Source organism: Streptomyces sp. NPDC060205 (assembly GCF_042728395.1).
GTDB lineage: Bacteria > Actinomycetota > Actinomycetes > Streptomycetales > Streptomycetaceae > Streptomyces.
Map to the genome: position 1 here is coordinate 18,965 of NZ_JBHWZP010000028.1, position 19,870 is coordinate 38,834.

Genomic DNA, 19,870 nt, shown 5'->3' on the forward strand with positions numbered 1-19,870 from the left:
CGGGGGAGACCAGCCGGGGCCGTGTGCGGTGTCCGCGGAGGGCGGTCGCCTCTCGGCGAATGGCTCCATGGGGCTTCAGCCGAACGATCTTCCCCATGGGCTGTGGGTGAGGCCCGGGGACACTGTCCCCTCCGCGGCCACGTGGAGAAGAACGGCGGACCGCTCCCGCTTGTTCCGTGGTCAGGGCATTGCGCTGCGTGAGCTGCGGCACACGCGGCGACGAGTGACTGGATCAAGACCTTCCCGAAGGGCACGGAAGCGTGGACTTCGCGGGCCCGGAAAACGGACAGCGCCCGTCACGTGGCGCGTCCGGCCGGAGGCCACCCCCTGCAAGCAGGGACGATGCCGGCCGAGGAGGGCCGCCGGGCCGGACGGCCCGCCGGAACCGGCGGGCGGCCGACGTTCCGCCGCGGGACGGGAGGGCACCGCGAGCGCAACGGATGCGCCAGGACCAGACCAGTGCATGTCGGGTTTGTTCGGTATTTCAGATCGCTGCCTTCCGCGTACTTCTTCCGGCTCGGTGTGGCCGACACGGCTCTGGTTTGACATATTTGCCTATCTAGCTGGGCGCGCTGGAGCCCGTGCTGAGGTTCGCGGGGAGAGCAGTGCGCACAGGCAGAGCCAGAGAGATGCGGAATCTGATCGGTCAGCTGGTCGACGGGCTGGCACCGCCCGTCCCCTCGGATCCCGACGCCCTGTTCGCCGCGCTGGTCACGACCGTGAGCGAGCTGAGAGGCCGTGAGGTCCGGCTCGTGAAGGAGGAGTTCCCGCACCAGACCGCCAGCGGACTGTGGCTCGACCTCCCCGCCTACGACCTCATCGTGGTGGACAAGCGGGCGACACCGCTGCACCAGCTGGCGATCTTCTTCCACGAGGTGTGGCACATGCTCAAGGGGGACTGCGGCAACCACGTCGTGGGCAAGGCGGTGGCGGCCCACATGGTCTCGACCGGCGCCGAACTCCCCGAACTGCAGGAGCCGGTACGCAAAGTCGCCGCCCGCACTGAGTTCGACCGGCGCGAGGAGGCGGACGCCGAGCGGTTCGGACTGCTGGCGGTCACCCGCTTCCGCGTCTGGCTGGAGGGCGACGCCGACAGCGCGGCCATGGACCGGGGCAGGATCGCCGGGCGGATCGGTGCGTCACTGGGACAGCGCCGGCCACAGGTCTGAGCGGTGGACTCCTCGGACTACTACATACCGGCCGTCGCCACGCTGATCGGCCTCGCCGTCAAACTGCCGGGCCTGGTCAAGGACTGGCGCGACCCGCTCGTACGGTCCGTCTGTCTCGTGATCGCTCTCGGCGGCGCGGGCTTCTTCTTCGCCGCGCCTCCCACGATCACCGCCGTCAACGAGGCCACCGGCACCGCGAACTTCTCCAGCCCGCTGGTGTACGGCATCATCAGCGCCTTCAGCGCCGCCTGTCTGCTGCTCATCGTCCACTGGCGCGGGGGCCCGCCCGAGCGCGTACGCAGGGTCTCGCGGCGCTGGCAGGCCGGATACGCCCTGGTCGTCGTCCTGCTGGTCGTCCTCTTCGCCCTCGGTGACGCCCCGGTGGACCGGCACACGGACTTCGACACCTACTACGCGACGACCCCGTACATCCGCGAGATGATCGTGCTCTACCTGGTCGCCCACATGACCGCCGCGCTCGTCACGACGGTGCTGTGCTGGCGCTGGGCGCTCCAGGTGGGCGGATGGCTGCGGGCCGGTCTGTGGGTCCTCGTCCTCGGCTGGCTCCTGAACCTGGCCTTCAGCGGCCTCAAACTGGCCGCGGTGGCGGCGTGCTGGGCCGGTCAGGACTGGGGAGCCCTCAGTACGACCCTGGCGCCGCTCCTGTCCGCCCTGTCCGCGCCCTGCGCCACCGTCGGATTCCTGATGCCCCTCGTGGGCCCCTGGGCGGCCGCCAACTGGCGGGCGGCGAAGACCCACCGCAAGCTCCGCTCCCTGTGGCGCGAACTCGGCCGCGCCTCGCCCCGTACACCGCTCGCCGGCCCCATCCCGTGGTACTCCTCGCCCCAGGTCCGCCTCACCCAGCGCGAGGCGGGCATCCAGGACGGACTGAGCCTCGTTACACCGTGGTTCGACACCGGGGTCCGTACGCGCGCGCGGGCCGCGGCTCTCGCCGCGGGCCACACCGACGACGAGGCCGCCCGGATCGGCCGTGCGGCGATGGTCGCCGCCGCGGTCCGCGCGGCCGGCCGGGGCCTGCCCGCCGCCTCCCGGGTCCTTCCCGACCACTCCGAGATCAGCGCGGTGCGCACCGCACCCGTGGGCGTGTCCGTCGCGCTGCGCTCGTCCCCGATCGTCGCGGCGGCCCGGGAGAGCGGTACCGCGGTCCCGGCCGGGGACGGCGAGAAGTCCCCCACATGAACCACGCGAACCACGAGAACGACGTGATCGACAACCCCCTCGGCACCGCCCTCCGTGGCCGCGGAAGGGCGGTGGAGTCGTGGACGTCGTCTTCTACATTCCCGGCGTGATCCTTCTCGTCGCGGCCGTCCTCAACCTGCCGGCCATGCGGGGAGCCTGGCGCGACCCCCTGATGGCCGCGAGCATCTCCGTCCTGCTCATCGGCGCGCTCGTGTGCATGCTGTCCGCGCCGCCCACCATCGGCGTCGTCAACGGACTCACCGGTATCGCCAACTTCTCCGCCCCGCTGGTCTATTCGGGGATGTCCGCGCTCAGCGCCTGCTACCTCGTCCTGATGATCGCCTGGCGCGGCGGCGAGCCCGGGCGCGTGGCCCGCGCGTCACGTCTCGTGGTGGGCGTCTACGGGCTGGTGATCATCGGGATCGTCACGCTCTTCGCCCTGGCCGACGCACCCGTGGAACGGACCCGGGACCTGGACACGTACTACGCCAGGACGCCGTACATGCGGGAGATGATCCTGCTGTACCTGGTGGCGCACACCGCGGCGACCGCCGCCCTCGCGGGCATGTGCCTGGCCTGGCTGCGGAAGGTGCGGGACCTCACCCGCAAGGGCCTGACGCTGATCGTCGTCGGGGTGCTCTTCGACCTGTCGTACCAGATCGCCAAGTACCTGGCCATCGGCGCCCGTTGGGGCGGCCTCGACTGGGACTTCCTCTCCACGAGCCTCTCGCCGCCCCTCGTGGCGGTCGCGGGCGTCACCGTCGCCGCCGGGTTCGCGCTGCCGCGCGTGGGCCCCTCCACCGCGGACAACTTCCGTGCCTGGCGGCGGTGCCGGCTCCTGCGGCCGCTCTGGCTCGAACTGCGCGATCTGCGGGCGCCGGTGGCCGACACCCACTGGTGGGACCTTCCCGTGGTGCGCCTGGTCCAGCAGGAGATCACGATCCTGGACGGAGTCCTGGTGTGCTCGCCCTACCTCGACGACGAGGTCCGCCGGACGGTGGCGCTGGACCACACGGAGATCGTGGCCGAGGCGGCCATGCTCGCGGCGGCCAGGGTGCATGTCTGCGCCGGCCCCGACGCCGAACTCCCCTCGGACGTGGGCCGGTTGCGGTCGGTGGCGCAGCCCCACCTGATGGTGCAGCTGGCCCGGGCCCTGTCGTCCTCGCCCGTCGTCGCCGAGGTGCGGCAGCGGGCGGCGCGACGGTGGACGGCCTGGCACGAGGCACGCCACGGCCACGACGGTCACCCACACGATCCCGCGCACGATCCCGGGCGCGACCTCGGCCTCGACCGCGATCACGACCGGGCCTGACGGGTCCGGGGTGGCCGGTCGGCCCGCTCGTGGTTCGATCAACGGGCGGCCGGACCGGGGGAGATCCCGGTTCCCGCGCTCCGCACAGCGATCACCCGTACCCGCGCGCCCCGCGTGCCGCAGTCATGCGCCGACGCCGGTCAACAGAGAGGGCCCACCGCCATGTCCGACACGAAGTCCACCGCCCGGCGCAGCGCGATCGTCGTCGGAGGGGGCATGACGGGCATGCTCGCCGCGTCGGTGCTCGCCGGATACGCGGACGTCACGATCATCGAACGGGACCTGCTGCCGGACGGCCCACGGCCCCGCAAGGGCCTGCCACAGGCCCGGCACGCCCACGTCCTGTGGTCCGGTGGGGTCAAGGCACTTGAGGACCTCCTGCCCGGCGTCGTCGACCAGCTCGTCGACCGGGGCGCCCGGAGAACACCCGTCATGGCCGACCTGGTGTCCAAGGCCCCCTCCGGACAGTGGTTCCGCCGTTTCACCCACGGCGGTCACGTCAGCCTGCTGTGCAGCCGCGATCTGCTCGACGCGGTGATCCGCGACCGGGTGCTGGCCGACCACCGCGTCACCCTGCGCCAGGAGACCGAACTGCTGTCCCTGGAAGGGAACGCCCGCCGTGTGTCCGGCGTACGAATACGTTCGGCGCACACCGAGAGCACGCTCCCGGCCGATCTGGTGATCGACGCCGGCGGCCGGGGCAGCCGGGCTCCTCAGTGGCTGCGGGACCTGGGGCTCCCGCCGGTGCAGGAACGCACGGTCGACGCCGGTTTCGGTTACGCCAGCCGGATCTACCGCGCCCCCGGCAGCACCGCCGACGGCTTCCCGATCGTCAACGTCCAGGCCGACCCCCGTCAGAACCCCGGCAGGGGCGGCATTATCACCCCCATTGAGGGCGGCCGTTGGCTGGTCACGCTCGCCGGAACCAGGGGAGGCCGCCCGAGCGCCGACAACGAGCAGTTCGTGCCCTTCGCCCTCGGCCTGCCGCACCCCGTCATCGGTGAACTCCTCGCCGGCGCCGAGCCCGAGACGGACGTCGTCACCAGCCGCAGCACGGCCAACCGGCGGCGCTACTACGAGAAGGCCGCGCGCTGGCCCGACGGCTTCGCCGTGCTCGGTGAGGCGGTCGCCGGCTACAACCCCGTCTACGGCCACGGGCTGAGCGCCGCCGCGCAGAGCGTCGTCGCGCTGCGCCGCGTCCTGGAACGCCAGGACCTGCGCACGCCCGGCACGGCCCGGCGCGTCCAGAAGAGCGCGGCGCGTCCGGTCGAGAACGCCTGGAGCCTGGCCGTGGGCCAGGACGTGTTCTATCCGGGCGCCAGCGACGAGCCCCCCACCCGGCTGGAGAGGGCCCTGGCCGCCTTCGTGGACAGGGCGGTCGACGCCGGATCGCGCAACCCGCGCGCCCTGCGCATCCTGCTGGACGTGATGAGCATGGAGAAGCCGCCCTCCCGGCTCCTCATGCCCGACATGCTCGCCCTGGTCTGCCTCGGCCGCAAGAAACCCCACCTCGCGGGCCCGCCGCTGGCGGACCACGAGCGCGAGGCCGCCACGACCCCCCTTTCCTGAACCCCACTGCGTGAACCCCACCTCCGTCCAGCGTCACCGCCTTGACTGGTGACGACCCCTCTGGGAGGATCTTCACCAGTCAGGCAGGTGACGCCGACTGGACGGTGTCGAGCGGCGCTGAGACGCGGGAGGCCGGTATGGCGCAGGACGAGAAGGTTCGGGTTCCGGATGCCGCCGAGGCGGCCCGCCGTGCGCGCTTCGGCGCACTGCCGGAGCGGGTCCGTCTCGCGGACACCGTCGAGGAGAGGCCGGCCACGGCCGTGGATCCCGCGCGGAACGCGTACAACGACGACGAGTGGCTCGTACGGAACTGCATCTGAGATTCGCCCGTCCCTGAGCGCGGGCGCGCCCCCGAGTGCGGGCGCGCACGCCGGTGGACGTGAGGGTCAGCGGGCGTGGGTGCCGGTCTGTCCGGCAGGCACCCGCGCCTGCTTCTTGCGGGCGCGGTACGCCGCCGCCTTGAGCTTGTTGCCGCAGGACTCCATGCCGCACCACTGCCGGCGCATCCCGCGGGACCGGTCGAGGTAGACACGGGTGCACTCGGGATTGCCGCACTCCTTCAGCAGCGGTACGTCCGGACCGCTGAGCACCTCGACGGCGTGCCGGGCCACCGTGGACAGTGCCTCCTGCGGTGTGGCGTCCGTCCGCCGCCCCGCCGCGGTGAGCTGCGGTGTCGCCGGAGGCATACGGGCCGCGTCGTTCACCGCGGCGAGCGCCGTGCCGTCGTAGGGCTCGCCGAGGCGCCGGGCGGTGACCAGCTCGTAGACGGCCTCTCGTACGGCGACGGCCCGCGCGAGGTCGGTGTCCGTGCCGGGGGAGACGGTGTCGACGATCCCCGCCTCCAGGTACCAGGCGTCCAGCCGCTCCGGTGACGCGAACATCTCGAAGCGCAGGGTGCGGCGGGCGCGGAGTGTCGCGGCGAAGTCCAGGGCCGGGTTCCCGCACACGAAGACATGATCCACATTCACGTCACCATCCTGACAGGTGACGATTGCCTCTGCAAGGTCCGCTCAAGGCCCGATCAAGGGGCGCGGCCGCAGGGCACGAGCGCACGGCCCGGCCGGGGCCCGGCGCGGCCCTTGACTTCCCAAGACCCCCGCGCCACATTCCTGACTCCGCATCGGAACCGGGGACACCGGACGCCCGTCGGCCCCCGGGGCACAGCACGCTCTCTCCCTCCCCGTCCTTTCCCTCGTCATCCGGTTGGAGCGCCCTGTCATGGCCACAAGTGCGGACCCCGCAAGACCTGCGAACGCCCCTCGCCCCTCTGCTCCCACAGGCCCGCCGAGGCGCCGGGTGCTCGGCGCGGCGACCGGCACGGGCCTCGCGCTCGCCGCCGGGCTCCCCGGTACGGCCCGCGCGGCCGACCTGCCCCCGCTGGGGACGTACGACGTCGTCGTGATCGGGTCGGGCGCGGCGGGGATGACCGCCGCGCTGACGGCCGCGAAGCAGGGGCTGAGCTGTGTCGTCGTGGAGAAGGCGGCCACCTTCGGCGGTTCGGCGGCCCGCTCGGGCGCCGGCATCTGGATTCCGAACAACCCGGTGATCCTGGCCGCGGGCGTCCCCGACACCCCGGCCAAGGCGGCGAGCTATCTGGCGGCCGTGGTCGGCCCCGAGGTCCCCGCGGACCGCAGACAGGCCTTCCTCGGGCAGGGGCCCGCCATGATCTCCTTCGTCATGGCCAACAGCCCGCTGCGGTTCCGCTTCATGGAGGGCTACAGCGACTACTACCCGGATCTGCCCGGAGGCCTGCCGGGCGGCCGTTCCATCGAACCCGCCCAGCTCGACGGGAACATCCTCGGGGCCGAACTCGCCCGGCTGAATCCCCCGTACCTGCCGGTCCCCAGCGGCATGGTCGTCTTCAGCGCCGACTACAAATGGCTCGCCCTCTCCGCGGTCAGCACGAAGGGAGCCGCCGTCGCCACCGAGTGCCTGGCCCGCGGGACCCGGGCCGCGCTCCTCGGCCAGAAGCCCCTCACCATGGGCCAGTCGCTGGCGGCAGGCCTGCGCGCCGGACTGCTCGCGGCCCAGGTGCCGGTGTGGCTGAACACCCCGCTCACCGACCTGTACACGGAGAACGGCACCACCGCGGGAGCCGTGGTGACCAGGAACGGCGCCCCCGGCCTGGTCAGGGCCCGCCACGGGGTGATCGTCGGCTCGGGCGGCTTCGAGCACAACGCGGCCATGCGCGCCCAGTACCAGCGCCAGCCCATCGGCACCGAGTGGACGGTCGGCGCGAAGGAGAACACGGGTGACGGGATCCGGGCGGGCCAGCAGGCCGGCGGCGCCCTCGACCTGATGGACGACGCCTGGTGGGGCCCGGCCATCCCGCTGCCCGGCCAGCCGTACTTCTGCCTCGCCGAACGCACCCTGCCCGGCGGACTCCTCGTCAACGCCGCCGGAGCCCGCTTCGTCAACGAGGCGGCCCCCTACAGCGACGTCGTGCACACCATGTACGACGAGAACGCGAGCGCCCCGCACATCCCGGCCTGGCTGATCGTCGACCAGAACTACCGCAACCGCTACCTCTTCAAGGACATCGCCCCGACCTTCGTCCTCCCCGAGGCGTGGTACGAGTCCGGCGCCGCCCACAAGGCCTGGACGCTCGACGCCCTGGCCCAGGGGATCGGCGTACCGCCGGCCGCCCTGCGGGCCACCGTCAACCGCTTCAACAGCCTGGCCCGGAGCGGCACCGACACCGACTTCCACCGCGGTGACAGCGTCTACGACCACTACTACACCGACCCGGCGATCCTCCCGAACTCCTGCCTGGCGCCGCTGTGGCTGGCCCCGTACTACGCCTTCAAGATCGTCCCGGGTGACCTGGGCACCAAGGGCGGCCTGCGTACGGACGCCCGGGCGCGCGTGCTGCGCCCGGACGGATCCGTCGTCCCCGGCCTGTACGCCGCGGGGAACGGCGCCGCCGTCATGGGGCACAGCTACGCGGGCGCGGGCTCGACGATCGGACCGGCGATGACGTTCGGCCACATCGCCGCCCGGGACATCGCGGCGGTCGCCGCCGGGGCCTGAAGCCGCGCGCGAGGCCGGGACGTCCGCGCGACCTGGATCCCGCACCCACCTCGGCGGAACGACGGCCACGGGCACTCCCTGAGGGCACGCCCGCCCGGGGGGAAGGCCTGTCGTACCCGTCCTCTAAGCTCCCGCGCATGAACAACGGGGACTCCGGCAGACGGGTCATCGACGGGCGGTTCCGGCTGGAGGCACGGCTCGGCGGCGGTGGCATGGGCACGGTCTGGCGGGCCACGGACCTCGTCCTGCACCGGAACGTGGCCGTCAAGGAGGTCCGCCCGCCGGACATCGACCTCGCCGAGTACGACCCGCAGGGCGCGCGGCTGCTGAGGGAACGGGTGCTGCGCGAGGCCAGGGCACTGGCGAGGATGGACCACCCGAACGTCGTGACGATCCATCACATCGTCGACGGCGGCGAAGGAACGTATCCGTGGATCGTGATGGAACTGGTCGGCGGCGGTTCGCTCGCCGACCGCCTTGAGCGGGGCCCGACGGACCCCGTGGAGACGGCACGGATCGGACGGGAGGTACTGGCCGCGCTGCGGGCCGCGCACGACGCCGGCATCCAGCACCGGGACGTCAAGCCCGCCAACGTCCTGCTGCGCCCCGACGGCCGCCCCGTCCTCACGGACTTCGGGATCGCGGCGATCCGTGAGTCGACGGCCCTCACCGCCACCGGCTCGATCATCGGTACGCCCGACTACATGGCACCCGAGCGCATCGCGGGCGAGGACGGCGGGCCGGCCTCGGACCTGTGGTCGCTGGCGATGATGCTGTACGCCGCCGTCGAGGGCCGCCATCCGCTGCGCAGGGGTACGACGATGGCCACCCTCGCCGCCGTCCTGTACGAGGACGTGCCGCAGCCGCGAAACGCGGGCCCGCTGGCGGACGCGCTGATGAGCGTGCTGGTGCGGGACCCGCAGGCCCGCCCGGACGCCGGAACGTTCGACCGCATGCTGACGGCCGTGAGCGCGGACACGAGCGCGGGCGCGGGCGTGGGCGTGGGTACGGCCGTGAGCGAGGGTATGGCCGACGCCGCACCCGAGGCCCGTACGGAACCCACCTCCTACCGGCTCACGCCTCCGCGCGACGCCGTGCCCCGGCCGCCCGACCCGGCACCCGTACGCCCCGACCCGGCACCCGTACGGCCCGCGATGCGGGGACGCCGGACCGCAGTCGCCCTGTCCGCCGTCGGAACGGTGCTGGTGGGCGTGCTGGCGTGGACCCTGCTGCCCGACGGGGAGGGCTCGGGATCCTCGGCCTCGGGTGATTCCACGAACGGAGCGACAGCGGATCCGTCGGCCGACGCCTCCTTGACGGACAGGACCGATGCGGCCGACAAGAGCCCCACGCCCCGGCGGACAAAGCAGAAGACGCCCACCGACCTGCTGACACCGGACGGCATCCGTACCGCGGTCAAGGCGCTGGAGAAGGAGACGGGCCGCGACCGCTACGGCCACCTGACGGTCTACCCCGAATACGTCTCCGCGCAGGTGATGGTCGAGGGCAGCCGGACCAGTTACCAGCAGTACACCTACTACGTCGGCCGGGGCGTCCAGGAGACCCCCGTCAAGGCGCAGTTGGCGGGCGGGGACCAGCCGATGACCCTGGACGGCCTCGCCTGGGACAGGCTCCCCGCGCTGCTCGCCGAGGCGGAGAAGAAGCTGAACGTCGACGACGCGACCACCCGCTACCTCGTGGTCAAGCCGCCGAACGACCTGTTCGACCGGGGATCCGAGATGTTCGTCTACCTCTCCGACGAGTACAACAGGAGCGGCTATCTGCAGGCCGACGCCCGCGGCAAGGTGACCCGGGTGACCCCCGCCGGCTGACGGCGGTCAGCTGTCCGCCGGCACCGGGGGAGCGGAGTGCCGTGCGGTCAGCGCGGCCAGTTCCTCCGCGGTGCGCGGACCGGCGGACGGTGAGGTCAACAGGCCCTGTGTGCGCAGGAGTTCGGCCACCGCGATGCCCCAGGGCAGCCGCAGCCCCGCCTGTTCCAGAAGGTCCGTACGGGCCAGGGTCGCGTCCGCGGGGCCGGTGACCGCTCCGGACGGGGTGAGGAGGGCCGCGTCGTCGGCCCAGCGCAGGGCGAGGTCCACGTCGTGCGTCGCCATCACCACGGTGGTGCCGCTCGCGCGCAGCCCGTCAAGGGTCGCGATCAGCCGCTCCTGCCCGTCCGGGTCCAGCCCCGCGGTCGGTTCGTCGAGGATCAGGACACGGGGCCGCATCGCCACGGCACCCGCGATCGCGGTCCGCTTGCGCTGCCCGTAGGAGAGCAGATGGGTGGGGCGTTCGGCGAGCGCCGAGATGTCCAGCGCGGCGAGCGCCTCGTCCACCCGGGCCCGTACCTCGGTGTCGGGCAGGCCGAGGTTCAGCGGTCCGAACGACACGTCCTGGTAGACGGACGCGGCGAAGAGCTGGTCGTCCGGGTCCTGGACCACCAGCTGCACGGTCGTGCGCAGCAGGGTCAGGCCCTTGCGGTCGTAGCGGACCGGCCGGTCCTCCACGGTCAACTGCCCGCTGCGCGGGCGCAGTCCGCCGCTGAGCAGCCGCATCAGGGTGGTCTTTCCACTGCCGTTGCGGCCGAGCAGGGCGAGCGCGCGCCCCGCGCGCACCTCGAAGTCGAGGCCGCCGAGCACGGTCGGGCCGTCCTCGTACGCGTAGGACACGCCCCGCAGGGCGACCAGCACGGGCTCGCTCATCGCAGCGGCCTTTCCAGTACGAGGGTGAGTGCGGCCACCGCCGCGAGCAGCGCGACACTGGCGAGGGTGAAGCGCGCGGAGATCCGGGCCTCCGGGACCAGGACGCGCAGGGTGCCGTCGTAGCCGCGGCCCGCGAGTCCGGCCTGCAGCCGGGTCGCCCGGTCGAAGGCCCGCACGAAGGCGGTGGCGCCGAGCCCCGCCAGCGAACGCCAGGTGGCGGCCCGTGTGGTGTGCCCGAGCCGGGCGGCCTGCGCCTCCCTGATCCGGCGCACGGAGTCGAGGAGCAGGAAGCTCATCCGGTACGTCACCAGGGCTACGTCGACGACCGGCGCGGGCACCCCGGCGTTCACCAGCCGCGGCAGCAGATCCGACAGGGGAGTGGTGAACGCGAACAGGAGCACGCCGAGCGAGGCGGCCGAGGTACGCAGCAGGAGTTCACCGGCGCGTACCGGACCGCCCTCGGCCAGTGTCACGAACCCGTCCGGGCCGCCGACCTGGAGCAGCAGGGGCAGCGCTCCGGTCACGCAGAAGCCCAGCGGTACCCGGTAGGCGCGCCAGAGCCGCCGGCGGGGTACCGCCGCCGGGCCCAGCAGCACGGTGAGGGCGGTCACCAGGACCAGGGCGGCGCCCGGCCAGGGCGGGAGCGAGATCGCGAGGACGGTCAGGCCGAGGCCGAGCACGGCCTTGTCCACGGGATGGCGGTGGCGCCAGCGACTGCTGTGCGCCGCCGCGTCGATCGGCAGCACGAAGGTTCAGGCCCGTTCGGTCGGTCGGCCCGGTTCGGCCACGGACCCACCGGCACCGCCAAGTGCCTCAGCCGTCGGGTCCTGACCGCCCTCCCGCTGTGCCAGGGCCCGCAGTTCGCCCTGGCGCCTGCCCCGGCGCAGGCCGAAGTAGTAGGCGAGGACGCCCGCGCCGAGGGCGGCCTGGAGGGCGAACAGCGCCGACTCGATCTCACCGGACGGCGGCTCGTACAGGGGTGAGAACCACGGCTCGTAGTCCGGCTCGATCTCGGTGATCGCGGTCTCGGCCTCCGCGTCGGCGCCCGTGAACGGCTCCTTCTTGTGGTCGCCCATGCCGAACACCAGCGGCAGTACGGCGAGCGCGGCCACCACGAACAGCAGCAGGGCGTTGATCTTCGTGTTACGGCTCATCGGGTCACCGTCCCGGTCGTGTCGTTCGTCTCGGCCGGCCTGTCCGTCGCGGAATCCTCGGGCGCCCTGTCCGCTGCGGACCCCTCGGCCCGGGACCGCCTGCCGGCCAGGAACACACCGAGCCGGGTCAGTTCACCCTTGCTCGACTGCACCAGCAGCCGCATCACGAGCACGGTGAGCAGCCCCTCGCTCACCGCGAGCGGGATCTGGGTGACGGCGAAGATCGAGCCGAACTTGCCGAGCGCGCCCAGGAATCCGCTGCTCGGGTCGGGGAACGCGAGCGCCAGCTGCACGCTGGTGACGCAGTAGGTGGACAGGTCGGCGACGAACGCGGCGAAGAACACCGCGACCATCAGCGGCACGTCGAACCGCCGCAGCAGCCGGTAGACCGCGTAGCCGGCCCACGGGCCGACGATCGCCATCGAGAAGACGTTGGCGCCCAGCGTGGTCAGTCCGCCGTGCGCGAGCAGCAGTGCCTGGAAGAGCAGGGTGATGGTGCCCAGGACCGCCATGATCGGCGGCCGGAACAGGATGGCGCCCAGGCCGGTGCCGGTCGGATGCGAGCAGCTGCCGGTCACCGACGGCAGTTTCAGTGCGGAGAGGACGAAGGTGAAGGCCCCCGACGCGCCGATGAGGAGCGTGCTCTCGGGATGTTCTCTGACCTCACGGGTGAGCGACCGGACTCCGTGGACGACGAACGGCGCCGACGCGACGCCCCAGGCGACCGCGTGCGCCGGAGGAAGGAAACCCTCGGCTATGTGCATGGCTCAGCAGACCCTCTCCAGCACCTCGTGGATGGTTGACGCGCCTTGGCCGGTCTCCTGGCTTACGGGTAACACCACCCGTGCTCCGCCTTCCCGGGTCCGAGGACCCAGTGGCTGCCCGTGAGGGCCGGAGCCGGACTTCCCGATCACAGTGGCGAGGGCCGCACCGGCATCACACCGATTTCCCGAGCACCAAGGCGTCGTGACAGTAGTGCGCGTACAGGGGTGGTGACAAGCGGCCCCCGGGGGGCGTGAGAGTGGTCACGCGGCGCGCGCCGGTTCGTAAGAGATGCTGCGGAAGTGTCGACTCGGCTCACCCCGGTTCGTCGGGGAGGCAAAAGGTCTCAGGAACACCGGGAGGAACCATGAAGTACATGTTGCTCGTCTGCGGCGACGACACCGCCGACGCCACGGGGACGGCACCCGTCGAACCATGGGTGGAGGAGCTGAGCGTGCGCACCGGTGTACGGCTGCACGGCCACCGGCTGCGGCCCCCGGCCGACGCGGTGACCGTGCGCGTGCGCGAGGGCGAAGTGCTGCGCACCGACGGGCCGTTCGCGGAGACGAAGGAGTACGTCGCCGGGTACGACATCCTTGAGTGCGACAGCCTGGAGGAGGCTGTGGCGGCCGCCGCGAAGCATCCGGTGGCGGCCCTCGGGGCCATGGAGGTGCGCGCGTTCTGGGACGACGAGGACGCCGAGGGGGAGATCCGCCGGCTCGACGCGGAACTGACGGCCGCCGGGCGGGAGCGGGACTTCGACCGGGCGATGGCCTGTTACGCGCCGGACGTGGAGGTGTTCCACCCGGTGAGCGGTCTTGAGCAGCGCGGGGTCGACGCCCTCCGCAAGGCCGAGGAGGTCTGGTTCGCGGCGCTGTCCGGGCCGGTGGAGCGCGAGGTGCTCGAATTCCGCGTGCGGGTCGACGAGAGCATCGCCTTCAGCCACGCGCTCGTCCGGATGCGGGCCACGCTGGCCGGCGGCCAGGCACTGGACACCACGGCGCGAGTGACCACCGGCTACCGGCTGACGGGTGATCGCTGGCTGATCGTCCATCAGCACACGTCCGTGCCCTTCGACACCGGGGTCCCCGGAGCCGCCGGGTCCTGACGCGTCATGGAGGGGGCCTCCCGCAGGCCCCCTCCGGCACATCCGTTACGCGGCGGAGCATGCGCCAAGTCTTGACGTGCCCCTGGCAAGGTGACTGTATGGGAGCGCTCCCACTTTCCCGCAATCCCCGTTTCTTGACGCTCACTTTCTGGAGTCGCAGTGAGAAGAACAAGAAGCACGACACGGAAGAACCTCGTCAGCACGTTCCTCGCCGGGCTGGCCGCCCTGCTCGGGCTCGTCGTCCTCGGCGCGCTCGTCCCGACCGCCGCACACGCCCAGTTGCCGGGTGACCCGCCCGGCGCGTCCCCGGGCGCCCTCGCGACCGGCCTCCATGTCGACAACGGCCGCCTGCTCGAAGGCAACGGCAACGATTTCGTCATGCGCGGCGTCAATCACGCCCACACCTGGTACCCGGGCGAGACCCAGTCGCTGGCCGACATCAAGGCGCTCGGAGCCAACTCCGTGCGCGTCGTCCTGTCCGACGGCCACCGCTGGAGCAAGAACAGTCCTGAGGACGTGGCCGCCGTCATCGCCCAGTGCAAGGCCAACCGGCTGATCTGCGTACTGGAGGTGCACGACACCACCGGTTACGGCGAGGACGCGGCGGCGGGCACGCTCGACCACGCGGCCGACTACTGGATCGGCCTCAAGAGCGTACTCACCGGCCAGGAGAACTACGTCATCGTCAACATCGGCAACGAGCCCTGGGGCAACACCGACCCCGCGGGCTGGACCGATCCCACGATCGCCGCCGTCAAGAAGCTGCGCGCCGCCGGATTCGAGCACACCATCATGGTGGACGCGCCCAACTGGGGCCAGGACTGGCAAGGAGTCATGCGGGCCAACGCCCAGGCCGTCTACGACGCCGACACCACCGGCAACCTCATCTTCTCGATCCACATGTACAGCGTCTTCGACACCGCGGCGGAGATCACCGACTACCTGAACGCGTTCGTCACCGCGAAACTCCCCATCCTCATCGGCGAGTTCGGCGGTCCGGCCGACCAGTACGGCGATCCGGACGAGGACACCATGATGGCCACGGCGCAGCAGTTGCGCCTCGGCTACCTCGCCTGGTCCTGGAGCGGCAACACCGATCCCATCCTGGACCTCACGATCGGTTTCGACCCCGCACAGCTCAGCTCCTGGGGTCAGCGCATCTTCAACGGCGCCAACGGCATCGCCCAGACCTCCGAGGAAGCCACCATCTACGGCGGCGGCACCCCGGGTGACACCCAGGCCCCGACCGCGCCGGGCACCCCGGGTGCCTCCGCCGTGGCGGCCACCTCGGTGACCCTCACCTGGACCGCCGCCACCGACAACGTGGGTGTCACCGCCTACGACGTCGTACGGGTCAGCGGAAGCAGCGAGACCACGGTCGCCGCGGCCACCACCAACACCACCACCGTGACCGGGCTCACCGCGAACACGGCGTACACCTTCGCCGTCTACGCACGGGACGCGGCCGGGAACCGCTCGGCCCGCTCGGCCACGGTGAGTGTCACCACCGCGGACGGCGGCAGCACACCCGGTACGAGCTGCTCCGTCGGCTACCGCGTCAGCAACGAGTGGCCGGGCGGCTTCCAGGGCGAGATCACCCTCCGCAACACGGGCACCGCCGCGATCAGCGGCTGGAAGCTGGTCTTCGCTTTCGCAGGCGGCCAGACGGTCTCCAACATGTGGGGCGGTACCCCGACCCAGAGCGGCGCCTCGGTGAGTGTGGCCAACGCCTCGTACACCGCCACCATCCCCGCGGGCGGATCGGTCGCCGTCGGCTTCACCGCGAACAAGGGCACCACGAACCCCGCCCCGACCGCGTTCACCCTCAACGGCACCACCTGCGCCGTTGCCTGACTATCCGTCATGGACAGCTGTACGTCGACCGGCAGCCACTGGCCGGCGGGGTCACCGCGCCCCGTCGGCCGGGCGGGCGCCGGGGCGGGGGTCAGGCGGTGGTCTGCGGAGCGGGGGCCTGCTCCGCGGTGGCGTCGGCCGGCGCGGCCTTGGACGTCGTGTAGAAGACGGACGACCCCTGCTTGCTGCGCTGGACCTGACCCTTGGCGACGAGCCCTTCCACCGTGGTGCGTACGACCTTGGGCTTGATCTCGCGCTCCGGGTGGGCCTGCGCCAGTGCGGTGGCGACCTCCGCGGACGAGCGCGGCTCGGACTGCCGGCCGAGGTGCTCACGGATGAGCTCGACGAGCGTGGGCTTCGCGGCGGCGGTCTTCGCGGCACCTGACTCGGCCGCGACGGACTTGGTACCGGGCTTCGCGGCGGCGGTCTTCGAGGCGGTGGACTTCGCAGCCGCGGGCTTTGCTGCGGCGGTCTTCACTGCAGGTGTCTTCGAAGCGGCCGACTTCGAGGCCGACTTGGTGGCGGCCTTCGTGGCAGCCGGCTTGGCGGCCGGCTTCGCGGTGGTGGCCTTCTTGCGCCCGCCCGCCGTGGCCGTGGCCTGACGCGGCACCGAAGCCGCGGGCGCCGAGCCACCCTTGGCGTCCGCGGCGGCCTGGTCACCACCCAGCGCCCGCTGCAACTCGGCGAGCAGGGTCTGGTCGTGCTGCAGAGCACTCAACTGCTCCTGGAGCGCCTCCACTTCGGCGCCGATACGTTCCTGCTCCTTGGTGTTGCGTTCGAGGTCCGCAGACACCTGGGCGGCGTACTGGGACTTGAGCTCCGTGGCGGCCGATTCGACTTCGGACATGGCAGTTACCTTTCCTCGTCATCGTGTGGTGCTGGGGCCGGATGCTACTCGCATCATCAGGCCATGATCCCGAAGTTGTCAGGACCGTCCCCGCAGTTCCATGGCTTCTGGCACACTGCCGCGGGCCGCAAAGGCGCAGGCGGCGAGGTGTGCGAGAGACACCTGACCACCCCTGCGAAGCCATGTCTCGAATTCAACCTTCAAGGTGACTTTACGGACCGACCAACCGGTGCACCCGACTCACACCTTTTTCGTTACGACCGACACTCTTGACAGTCTGCGTACTGTTTCGCGACGTTTGGGCCCTACGGACACCTCGGACCCGGTTGTCGGTCGTCGGCCGTCGGCCATCGGTCGAAGAGGTGCCGGGGGCGCGGGCGTCGCGCCCAGGGGGAATGGGGGGCGATCGGCCATGCGATCCACCGAGGCGGACATAAGAATCCACAGACCCGAGTCCCTGAGCGCGTCCCTGCGCCGGGACTGGCACCGGGCGGCTGACGCGTCACCCGACTACGCCAACCCCTTTCTGTCCCCTGAGTTCGCGGCCGGCATCGGCACCTACCGCGGCGGGGCACGGGTGGCGGTCCTGTACGAGGGCGAAGAGGCCGTGGGCTTCCTCCCGTACGAGCGGAACTCCTTCGGGGTGGGGCGGGCCATCGGGCTCGGGCTGTCCGACTGCCAGGCCCTCGTGCACCGGCCGGGAGTCACCTGGGACCCCCGTGAACTGCTGCGGGCCTGTGGCCTGTCCGTCTTCGAGTTCGACCACCTCGTCGAGGAGCAGAAACCATTCACCCCCTATGTCACGGGGACGTTCGCGTCACCGGTCGTCGACCTGAAGGTCGGTGACGGCAGCTATGCGGAGTGGCTGCGCGGCGCGTACCCGGGACTGGCGAAGACGACGCTGAAGAAGGAACGCCGCCTGGGACGCGACCTGGGGGAGCTGCGGTTCGTCTTCGACGAGCGCGATCCCGCGATGCTGCGCACCCTCATGGGGTGGAAGTCCGCCCAGTACCGCAGGACGTCCCGCATGGACCGCTTCGCGCGCCCCTGGATCGTCGACGCGGTGGAGCACCTGTTCCAGGTCCGTGAGGAGCACTTCACCGGCGTCCTGTCCGTGGTGTACGCCGGCGACCGGCCGGTGGCCGCACACTTCGGCCCCAGGTCGCGCACGGTGTTCGCGGCCTGGTTCACCGCGTACGACCCCGGACTGCGCTACTACTCACCCGGGCTGATCATGCACCTCAGGATGGCGGAGGCCGCGGGCCGCGAGGGTGTGCGGGTCCTGGACCTGGGCCGTGGCGACAAGGAGTACAAGGACTGGCTCAAGACCCGGGAGCTGCGGGTGGGGGAGGGCTTCGTGACGCGTCCCCACCCGGTGGCGACGGCACACCGGCTCTGGCGCCGGCCGGTGCGCGGCCTGCGGAACACGGTGCTGGCCCATCCGAAGCTGAGGGAGCCCGCGGACCGGCTGCTGAAGTCGGTCGGCGCGCTGCGCACCTCGGGCCCGGGGCGCGCGCGAAGAAACGGCGGCTGAGGCCCGGGGGACCTGCTTGTCCGTCCCCTGCCTGTCCCCTGTACGTCCCCTGTACGTCCTGTCGTTCGCCCGGTACATCAGAGGCGGTTGTCCTCCGTACGCCGGACGCGGTTGTCCCCGTACGTCAGAGGCGGCTGTCCTCTGTCTCGCCGAGGGAGCTGTCGGGCTTGCCCAGGGACCATCCGGAGACGTCCGTGAGCCGCCCCCGCCACAGGGGCATCACGACAGGGCCGCCCGCCGCGACGGCACTGGTGGCGTCGCGCAGATGGATCCACTGCGGCAGCCGCTGCGGGACCGGACGCCCCTGTTTGTCGGAGACCGCCTCGTCCACCTGCTCGGGGAACCGCTCAAGGAGCTGTGCGCCGGGTCCGTCGACACTGCGCAGGCTGCGCGCCCAGTCGGTCTTCCACGCCTTGTGCGAGATGAGGTCGCCGTAGAGGAGACCACCCCCGACGAACAGGGTGATCGGCAGCGCCGCCTGCGGGTCCTGACCGACCAGCCGCACCAACATCTGCAGCTGGAGGTCCGGCACGGGCTCGGTCACGATCGGCGCGGCCGACTCCCGGAGCGGGTCCTGCTCGTCACTCACGGCCTTGCTCGTCCTTTCGTTCCGGCAACGTGTCGTTCCTGTCAGGTCGTTCCTGTCAGGCGGCGAGCAGTCCGGCGCGGAGCCGGCTCAGCGTGCGCGTCAGCAGACGGGAGATGTGCATCTGGGAGAGGTTCAGCTCGCGGCCGATCTCGGCCTGCGTCATCTCGCGGCCGAAGCGCATCTCGATGATGGTCCGCTCCCGTTCGTCGAGCTGCTGCAGCAGGGGCGCGAGCGTGTGCAGGTCCTCGAACAGGTCCATCGCCGGGTCGTCCTCGCCCAGGGTGTCCGCGTACTTCGGACCGCCGTCGGTCGAGTCGTCGTCGCCACCGGGGGTGTCGATGGAGCCGGCCACGTAGCCGTTGGCGGCGACCAGGCCCTCTATAACCTCTTCCTCGCTCAGGTCCAGATGGACGGCGAGCTCCTTGACCGTCGGCGGGCGGTTCAGCGTGGCGGCAAGGGCCTCCTTGCTCTTGGCGAGGGAGACACGCAGCTCCTGAAGGCGCCGCGGGACGTGCACGGCCCAGGTGGTGTCCCGGAAGAAGCGCTTGATCTCACCGACGATGTAAGGGATCGCGAAGGAGGTGAACTCGACCTCGCGCGACAGGTCGAAGCGGTCGATCGCCTTGATCAGGCCGATCGTGCCGACCTGGATGACGTCCTCCATGTCACCGCTGCCCCGGTTGCGGAACCGGCGGGCCGCGAAGCTGACCAGGGACAGGTTCATCTCGATCAAGGTGTTGCGGGCGTACTGGTATTCGTGGGTGCCCTCTTCCAGCTCCTGCAGCCGGTCGAGGAAGAGCCGGGACAGCACCCGCGCGTCCTTGGGAGCGACCTTGCCCCCGTCCTCGATCCACGGCAGGTCGCCCGCGGCCTCCTGCACGCCCGTGCTGCAGTCAGATGCCTCGCGGGTGTTCACAGAGGTAGTCACGGTGCCGCCTTAACTAGAAAGCAAGTTGGTCGTCTCCTGCCCGGCTTGCTCCAGAGCATGTCTGCTCAACCCCGGTCAATTACGAAGACGTCCCTCCCTGCGCACCCAGGGT

General features: G+C 71.4%; 18 protein-coding genes and 1 riboswitch. Of the genes, 10 read left to right on the forward strand and 8 right to left on the reverse strand.

Annotation, left to right across the window (positions count from 1 at the left end; translation table 11 throughout):
• The first annotated feature begins 629 nt into the window (after window positions 1-629).
• The 5 genes from ACFWGJ_RS07520 to ACFWGJ_RS07540 all read left to right on the forward strand — a co-directional run bounded on the left by ACFWGJ_RS07520 (window position 630) and on the right by ACFWGJ_RS07540 (window position 5,570).
• A complete protein-coding gene (locus ACFWGJ_RS07520; protein WP_387321628.1) occupies window positions 630-1,169 on the forward strand; it encodes a toxin-antitoxin system, toxin component in 540 nt (179 codons plus the stop codon).
• A 3-nt stretch (window positions 1,170-1,172) separates the two neighbouring features.
• Window positions 1,173-2,369: an MAB_1171c family putative transporter gene (locus ACFWGJ_RS07525; RefSeq protein ID WP_387321629.1), complete on the forward strand. Its 1,197-nt coding sequence runs from the start codon at window positions 1,173-1,175 to the stop codon at window positions 2,367-2,369.
• 106 nt (window positions 2,370-2,475) lie between these two features.
• Complete coding sequence (locus ACFWGJ_RS07530) at window positions 2,476-3,681, forward strand: DUF6545 domain-containing protein (protein ID WP_387321630.1); 1,206 nt, start codon at window positions 2,476-2,478, stop codon at window positions 3,679-3,681.
• A 162-nt stretch (window positions 3,682-3,843) separates the two neighbouring features.
• Window positions 3,844-5,250: an FAD-dependent oxidoreductase gene (locus tag ACFWGJ_RS07535; protein WP_387321631.1), complete on the forward strand. Its 1,407-nt coding sequence runs from the start codon at window positions 3,844-3,846 to the stop codon at window positions 5,248-5,250.
• A 41-nt stretch (window positions 5,251-5,291) separates the two neighbouring features.
• Complete coding sequence (locus tag ACFWGJ_RS07540; protein ID WP_387321632.1) at window positions 5,292-5,570, forward strand: hypothetical protein; 279 nt, start codon at window positions 5,292-5,294, stop codon at window positions 5,568-5,570.
• A gap of 66 nt (window positions 5,571-5,636) precedes the next feature.
• On the opposite strand, the gene ACFWGJ_RS07545 is transcribed toward ACFWGJ_RS07540, so the two are convergent.
• On the reverse strand, window positions 5,637-6,218 hold the full coding sequence (locus ACFWGJ_RS07545; RefSeq protein ID WP_387321633.1) for a CGNR zinc finger domain-containing protein: 582 nt from the start codon (window positions 6,216-6,218) through the stop codon (window positions 5,637-5,639).
• A gap of 250 nt (window positions 6,219-6,468) precedes the next feature.
• On the opposite strand from ACFWGJ_RS07545, the gene kstD reads away from it, so the two are divergent.
• Both kstD and ACFWGJ_RS07555 read left to right on the forward strand, forming a co-directional pair.
• Window positions 6,469-8,280 carry a 3-oxosteroid 1-dehydrogenase gene (gene kstD / locus ACFWGJ_RS07550; protein WP_387321634.1) on the forward strand — a complete coding sequence of 604 codons (1,812 nt, stop codon included), beginning with the start codon at window positions 6,469-6,471 and terminating at the stop codon, window positions 8,278-8,280.
• 137 nt (window positions 8,281-8,417) lie between these two features.
• Entirely contained in the window at window positions 8,418-10,112 is a 1,695-nt protein-coding gene (locus tag ACFWGJ_RS07555; RefSeq protein ID WP_387321635.1) for a serine/threonine-protein kinase, read from the forward strand.
• 6 nt (window positions 10,113-10,118) lie between these two features.
• On the opposite strand, the gene ACFWGJ_RS07560 is transcribed toward ACFWGJ_RS07555, so the two are convergent.
• Genes ACFWGJ_RS07560 through ACFWGJ_RS07575 form a run of 4 tightly spaced genes read right to left on the reverse strand, consistent with a single transcriptional unit; the run spans window position 10,119 to window position 12,900 of the window.
• Window positions 10,119-10,982: an energy-coupling factor ABC transporter ATP-binding protein gene (locus tag ACFWGJ_RS07560; protein WP_387321636.1), complete on the reverse strand. Its 864-nt coding sequence runs from the start codon at window positions 10,980-10,982 to the stop codon at window positions 10,119-10,121.
• Window positions 10,979-11,728 (reverse strand): cobalt ECF transporter T component CbiQ, encoded by a 750-nt coding sequence (cbiQ, locus tag ACFWGJ_RS07565; RefSeq protein ID WP_387321637.1) that lies wholly within the window; start codon window positions 11,726-11,728, stop codon window positions 10,979-10,981. The genes ACFWGJ_RS07560 and cbiQ overlap by 4 nt, the downstream gene beginning before the upstream one ends.
• Before the next feature lie 6 nt (window positions 11,729-11,734).
• Window positions 11,735-12,136: an energy-coupling factor ABC transporter substrate-binding protein gene (locus ACFWGJ_RS07570; RefSeq protein ID WP_387321638.1), complete on the reverse strand. Its 402-nt coding sequence runs from the start codon at window positions 12,134-12,136 to the stop codon at window positions 11,735-11,737.
• A complete protein-coding gene (locus tag ACFWGJ_RS07575) occupies window positions 12,133-12,900 on the reverse strand; it encodes an energy-coupling factor ABC transporter permease (RefSeq protein WP_387321639.1) in 768 nt (255 codons plus the stop codon). Before ACFWGJ_RS07575 ends, ACFWGJ_RS07570 begins: the two co-directional genes overlap by 4 nt.
• 29 nt (window positions 12,901-12,929) lie before the next feature.
• Window positions 12,930-13,112: riboswitch (cobalamin riboswitch) on the reverse strand.
• A gap of 153 nt (window positions 13,113-13,265) precedes the next feature.
• Between ACFWGJ_RS07575 and ACFWGJ_RS07580 the strand changes: the two genes are divergently transcribed.
• The gene (locus ACFWGJ_RS07580) at window positions 13,266-14,006 is read left to right on the forward strand and encodes a nuclear transport factor 2 family protein (protein ID WP_387321640.1); all 741 of its coding nucleotides are present in this window, start codon (window positions 13,266-13,268) and stop codon (window positions 14,004-14,006) included.
• Window positions 14,007-14,165: 159 nt separating this feature from the next.
• Window positions 14,166-15,860: a cellulase family glycosylhydrolase gene (locus tag ACFWGJ_RS07585; protein ID WP_387321641.1), complete on the forward strand. Its 1,695-nt coding sequence runs from the start codon at window positions 14,166-14,168 to the stop codon at window positions 15,858-15,860.
• 91 nt (window positions 15,861-15,951) lie between these two features.
• Here the strand turns inward: ACFWGJ_RS07585 and ACFWGJ_RS07590 are convergent, their stop codons facing one another.
• Window positions 15,952-16,707: a hypothetical protein gene (locus ACFWGJ_RS07590; protein ID WP_387321642.1), complete on the reverse strand. Its 756-nt coding sequence runs from the start codon at window positions 16,705-16,707 to the stop codon at window positions 15,952-15,954.
• A gap of 412 nt (window positions 16,708-17,119) precedes the next feature.
• On the opposite strand from ACFWGJ_RS07590, the gene ACFWGJ_RS07595 reads away from it, so the two are divergent.
• Complete coding sequence (locus tag ACFWGJ_RS07595; RefSeq protein ID WP_387321643.1) at window positions 17,120-18,241, forward strand: GNAT family N-acetyltransferase; 1,122 nt, start codon at window positions 17,120-17,122, stop codon at window positions 18,239-18,241.
• 124 nt (window positions 18,242-18,365) lie between these two features.
• Here the strand turns inward: ACFWGJ_RS07595 and ACFWGJ_RS07600 are convergent, their stop codons facing one another.
• On the reverse strand, window positions 18,366-18,830 hold the full coding sequence (locus ACFWGJ_RS07600; RefSeq protein WP_387321644.1) for a hypothetical protein: 465 nt from the start codon (window positions 18,828-18,830) through the stop codon (window positions 18,366-18,368).
• Window positions 18,831-18,885: 55 nt separating this feature from the next.
• A complete protein-coding gene (locus ACFWGJ_RS07605) occupies window positions 18,886-19,758 on the reverse strand; it encodes a SigB/SigF/SigG family RNA polymerase sigma factor (RefSeq protein ID WP_387321645.1) in 873 nt (290 codons plus the stop codon).
• Window positions 19,759-19,870: the final 112 nt, after the last annotated feature.

What these genes read in the sequence shown, in the direction of transcription:
- ACFWGJ_RS07555 (WP_387321635.1), top strand. Translation starts at nt 8,418, where the DNA reads ATGAACAACGGGGACTCCGGCAGACGGGTCATCGACGGGCGGTTCCGG.
- ACFWGJ_RS07575 (WP_387321639.1), bottom strand. Translation starts at nt 12,900, where the DNA reads ATGCACATAGCCGAGGGTTTCCTTCCTCCGGCGCACGCGGTCGCCTGG.
- kstD (WP_387321634.1), top strand. Translation starts at nt 6,469, where the DNA reads ATGGCCACAAGTGCGGACCCCGCAAGACCTGCGAACGCCCCTCGCCCC.
- ACFWGJ_RS07580 (WP_387321640.1), top strand. Translation starts at nt 13,266, where the DNA reads ATGAAGTACATGTTGCTCGTCTGCGGCGACGACACCGCCGACGCCACG.
- ACFWGJ_RS07560 (WP_387321636.1), bottom strand. Translation starts at nt 10,982, where the DNA reads ATGAGCGAGCCCGTGCTGGTCGCCCTGCGGGGCGTGTCCTACGCGTAC.
- ACFWGJ_RS07570 (WP_387321638.1), bottom strand. Translation starts at nt 12,136, where the DNA reads ATGAGCCGTAACACGAAGATCAACGCCCTGCTGCTGTTCGTGGTGGCC.
- ACFWGJ_RS07535 (WP_387321631.1), top strand. Translation starts at nt 3,844, where the DNA reads ATGTCCGACACGAAGTCCACCGCCCGGCGCAGCGCGATCGTCGTCGGA.
- ACFWGJ_RS07520 (WP_387321628.1), top strand. Translation starts at nt 630, where the DNA reads ATGCGGAATCTGATCGGTCAGCTGGTCGACGGGCTGGCACCGCCCGTC.
- ACFWGJ_RS07590 (WP_387321642.1), bottom strand. Translation starts at nt 16,707, where the DNA reads ATGTCCGAAGTCGAATCGGCCGCCACGGAGCTCAAGTCCCAGTACGCC.
- ACFWGJ_RS07595 (WP_387321643.1), top strand. Translation starts at nt 17,120, where the DNA reads ATGCGATCCACCGAGGCGGACATAAGAATCCACAGACCCGAGTCCCTG.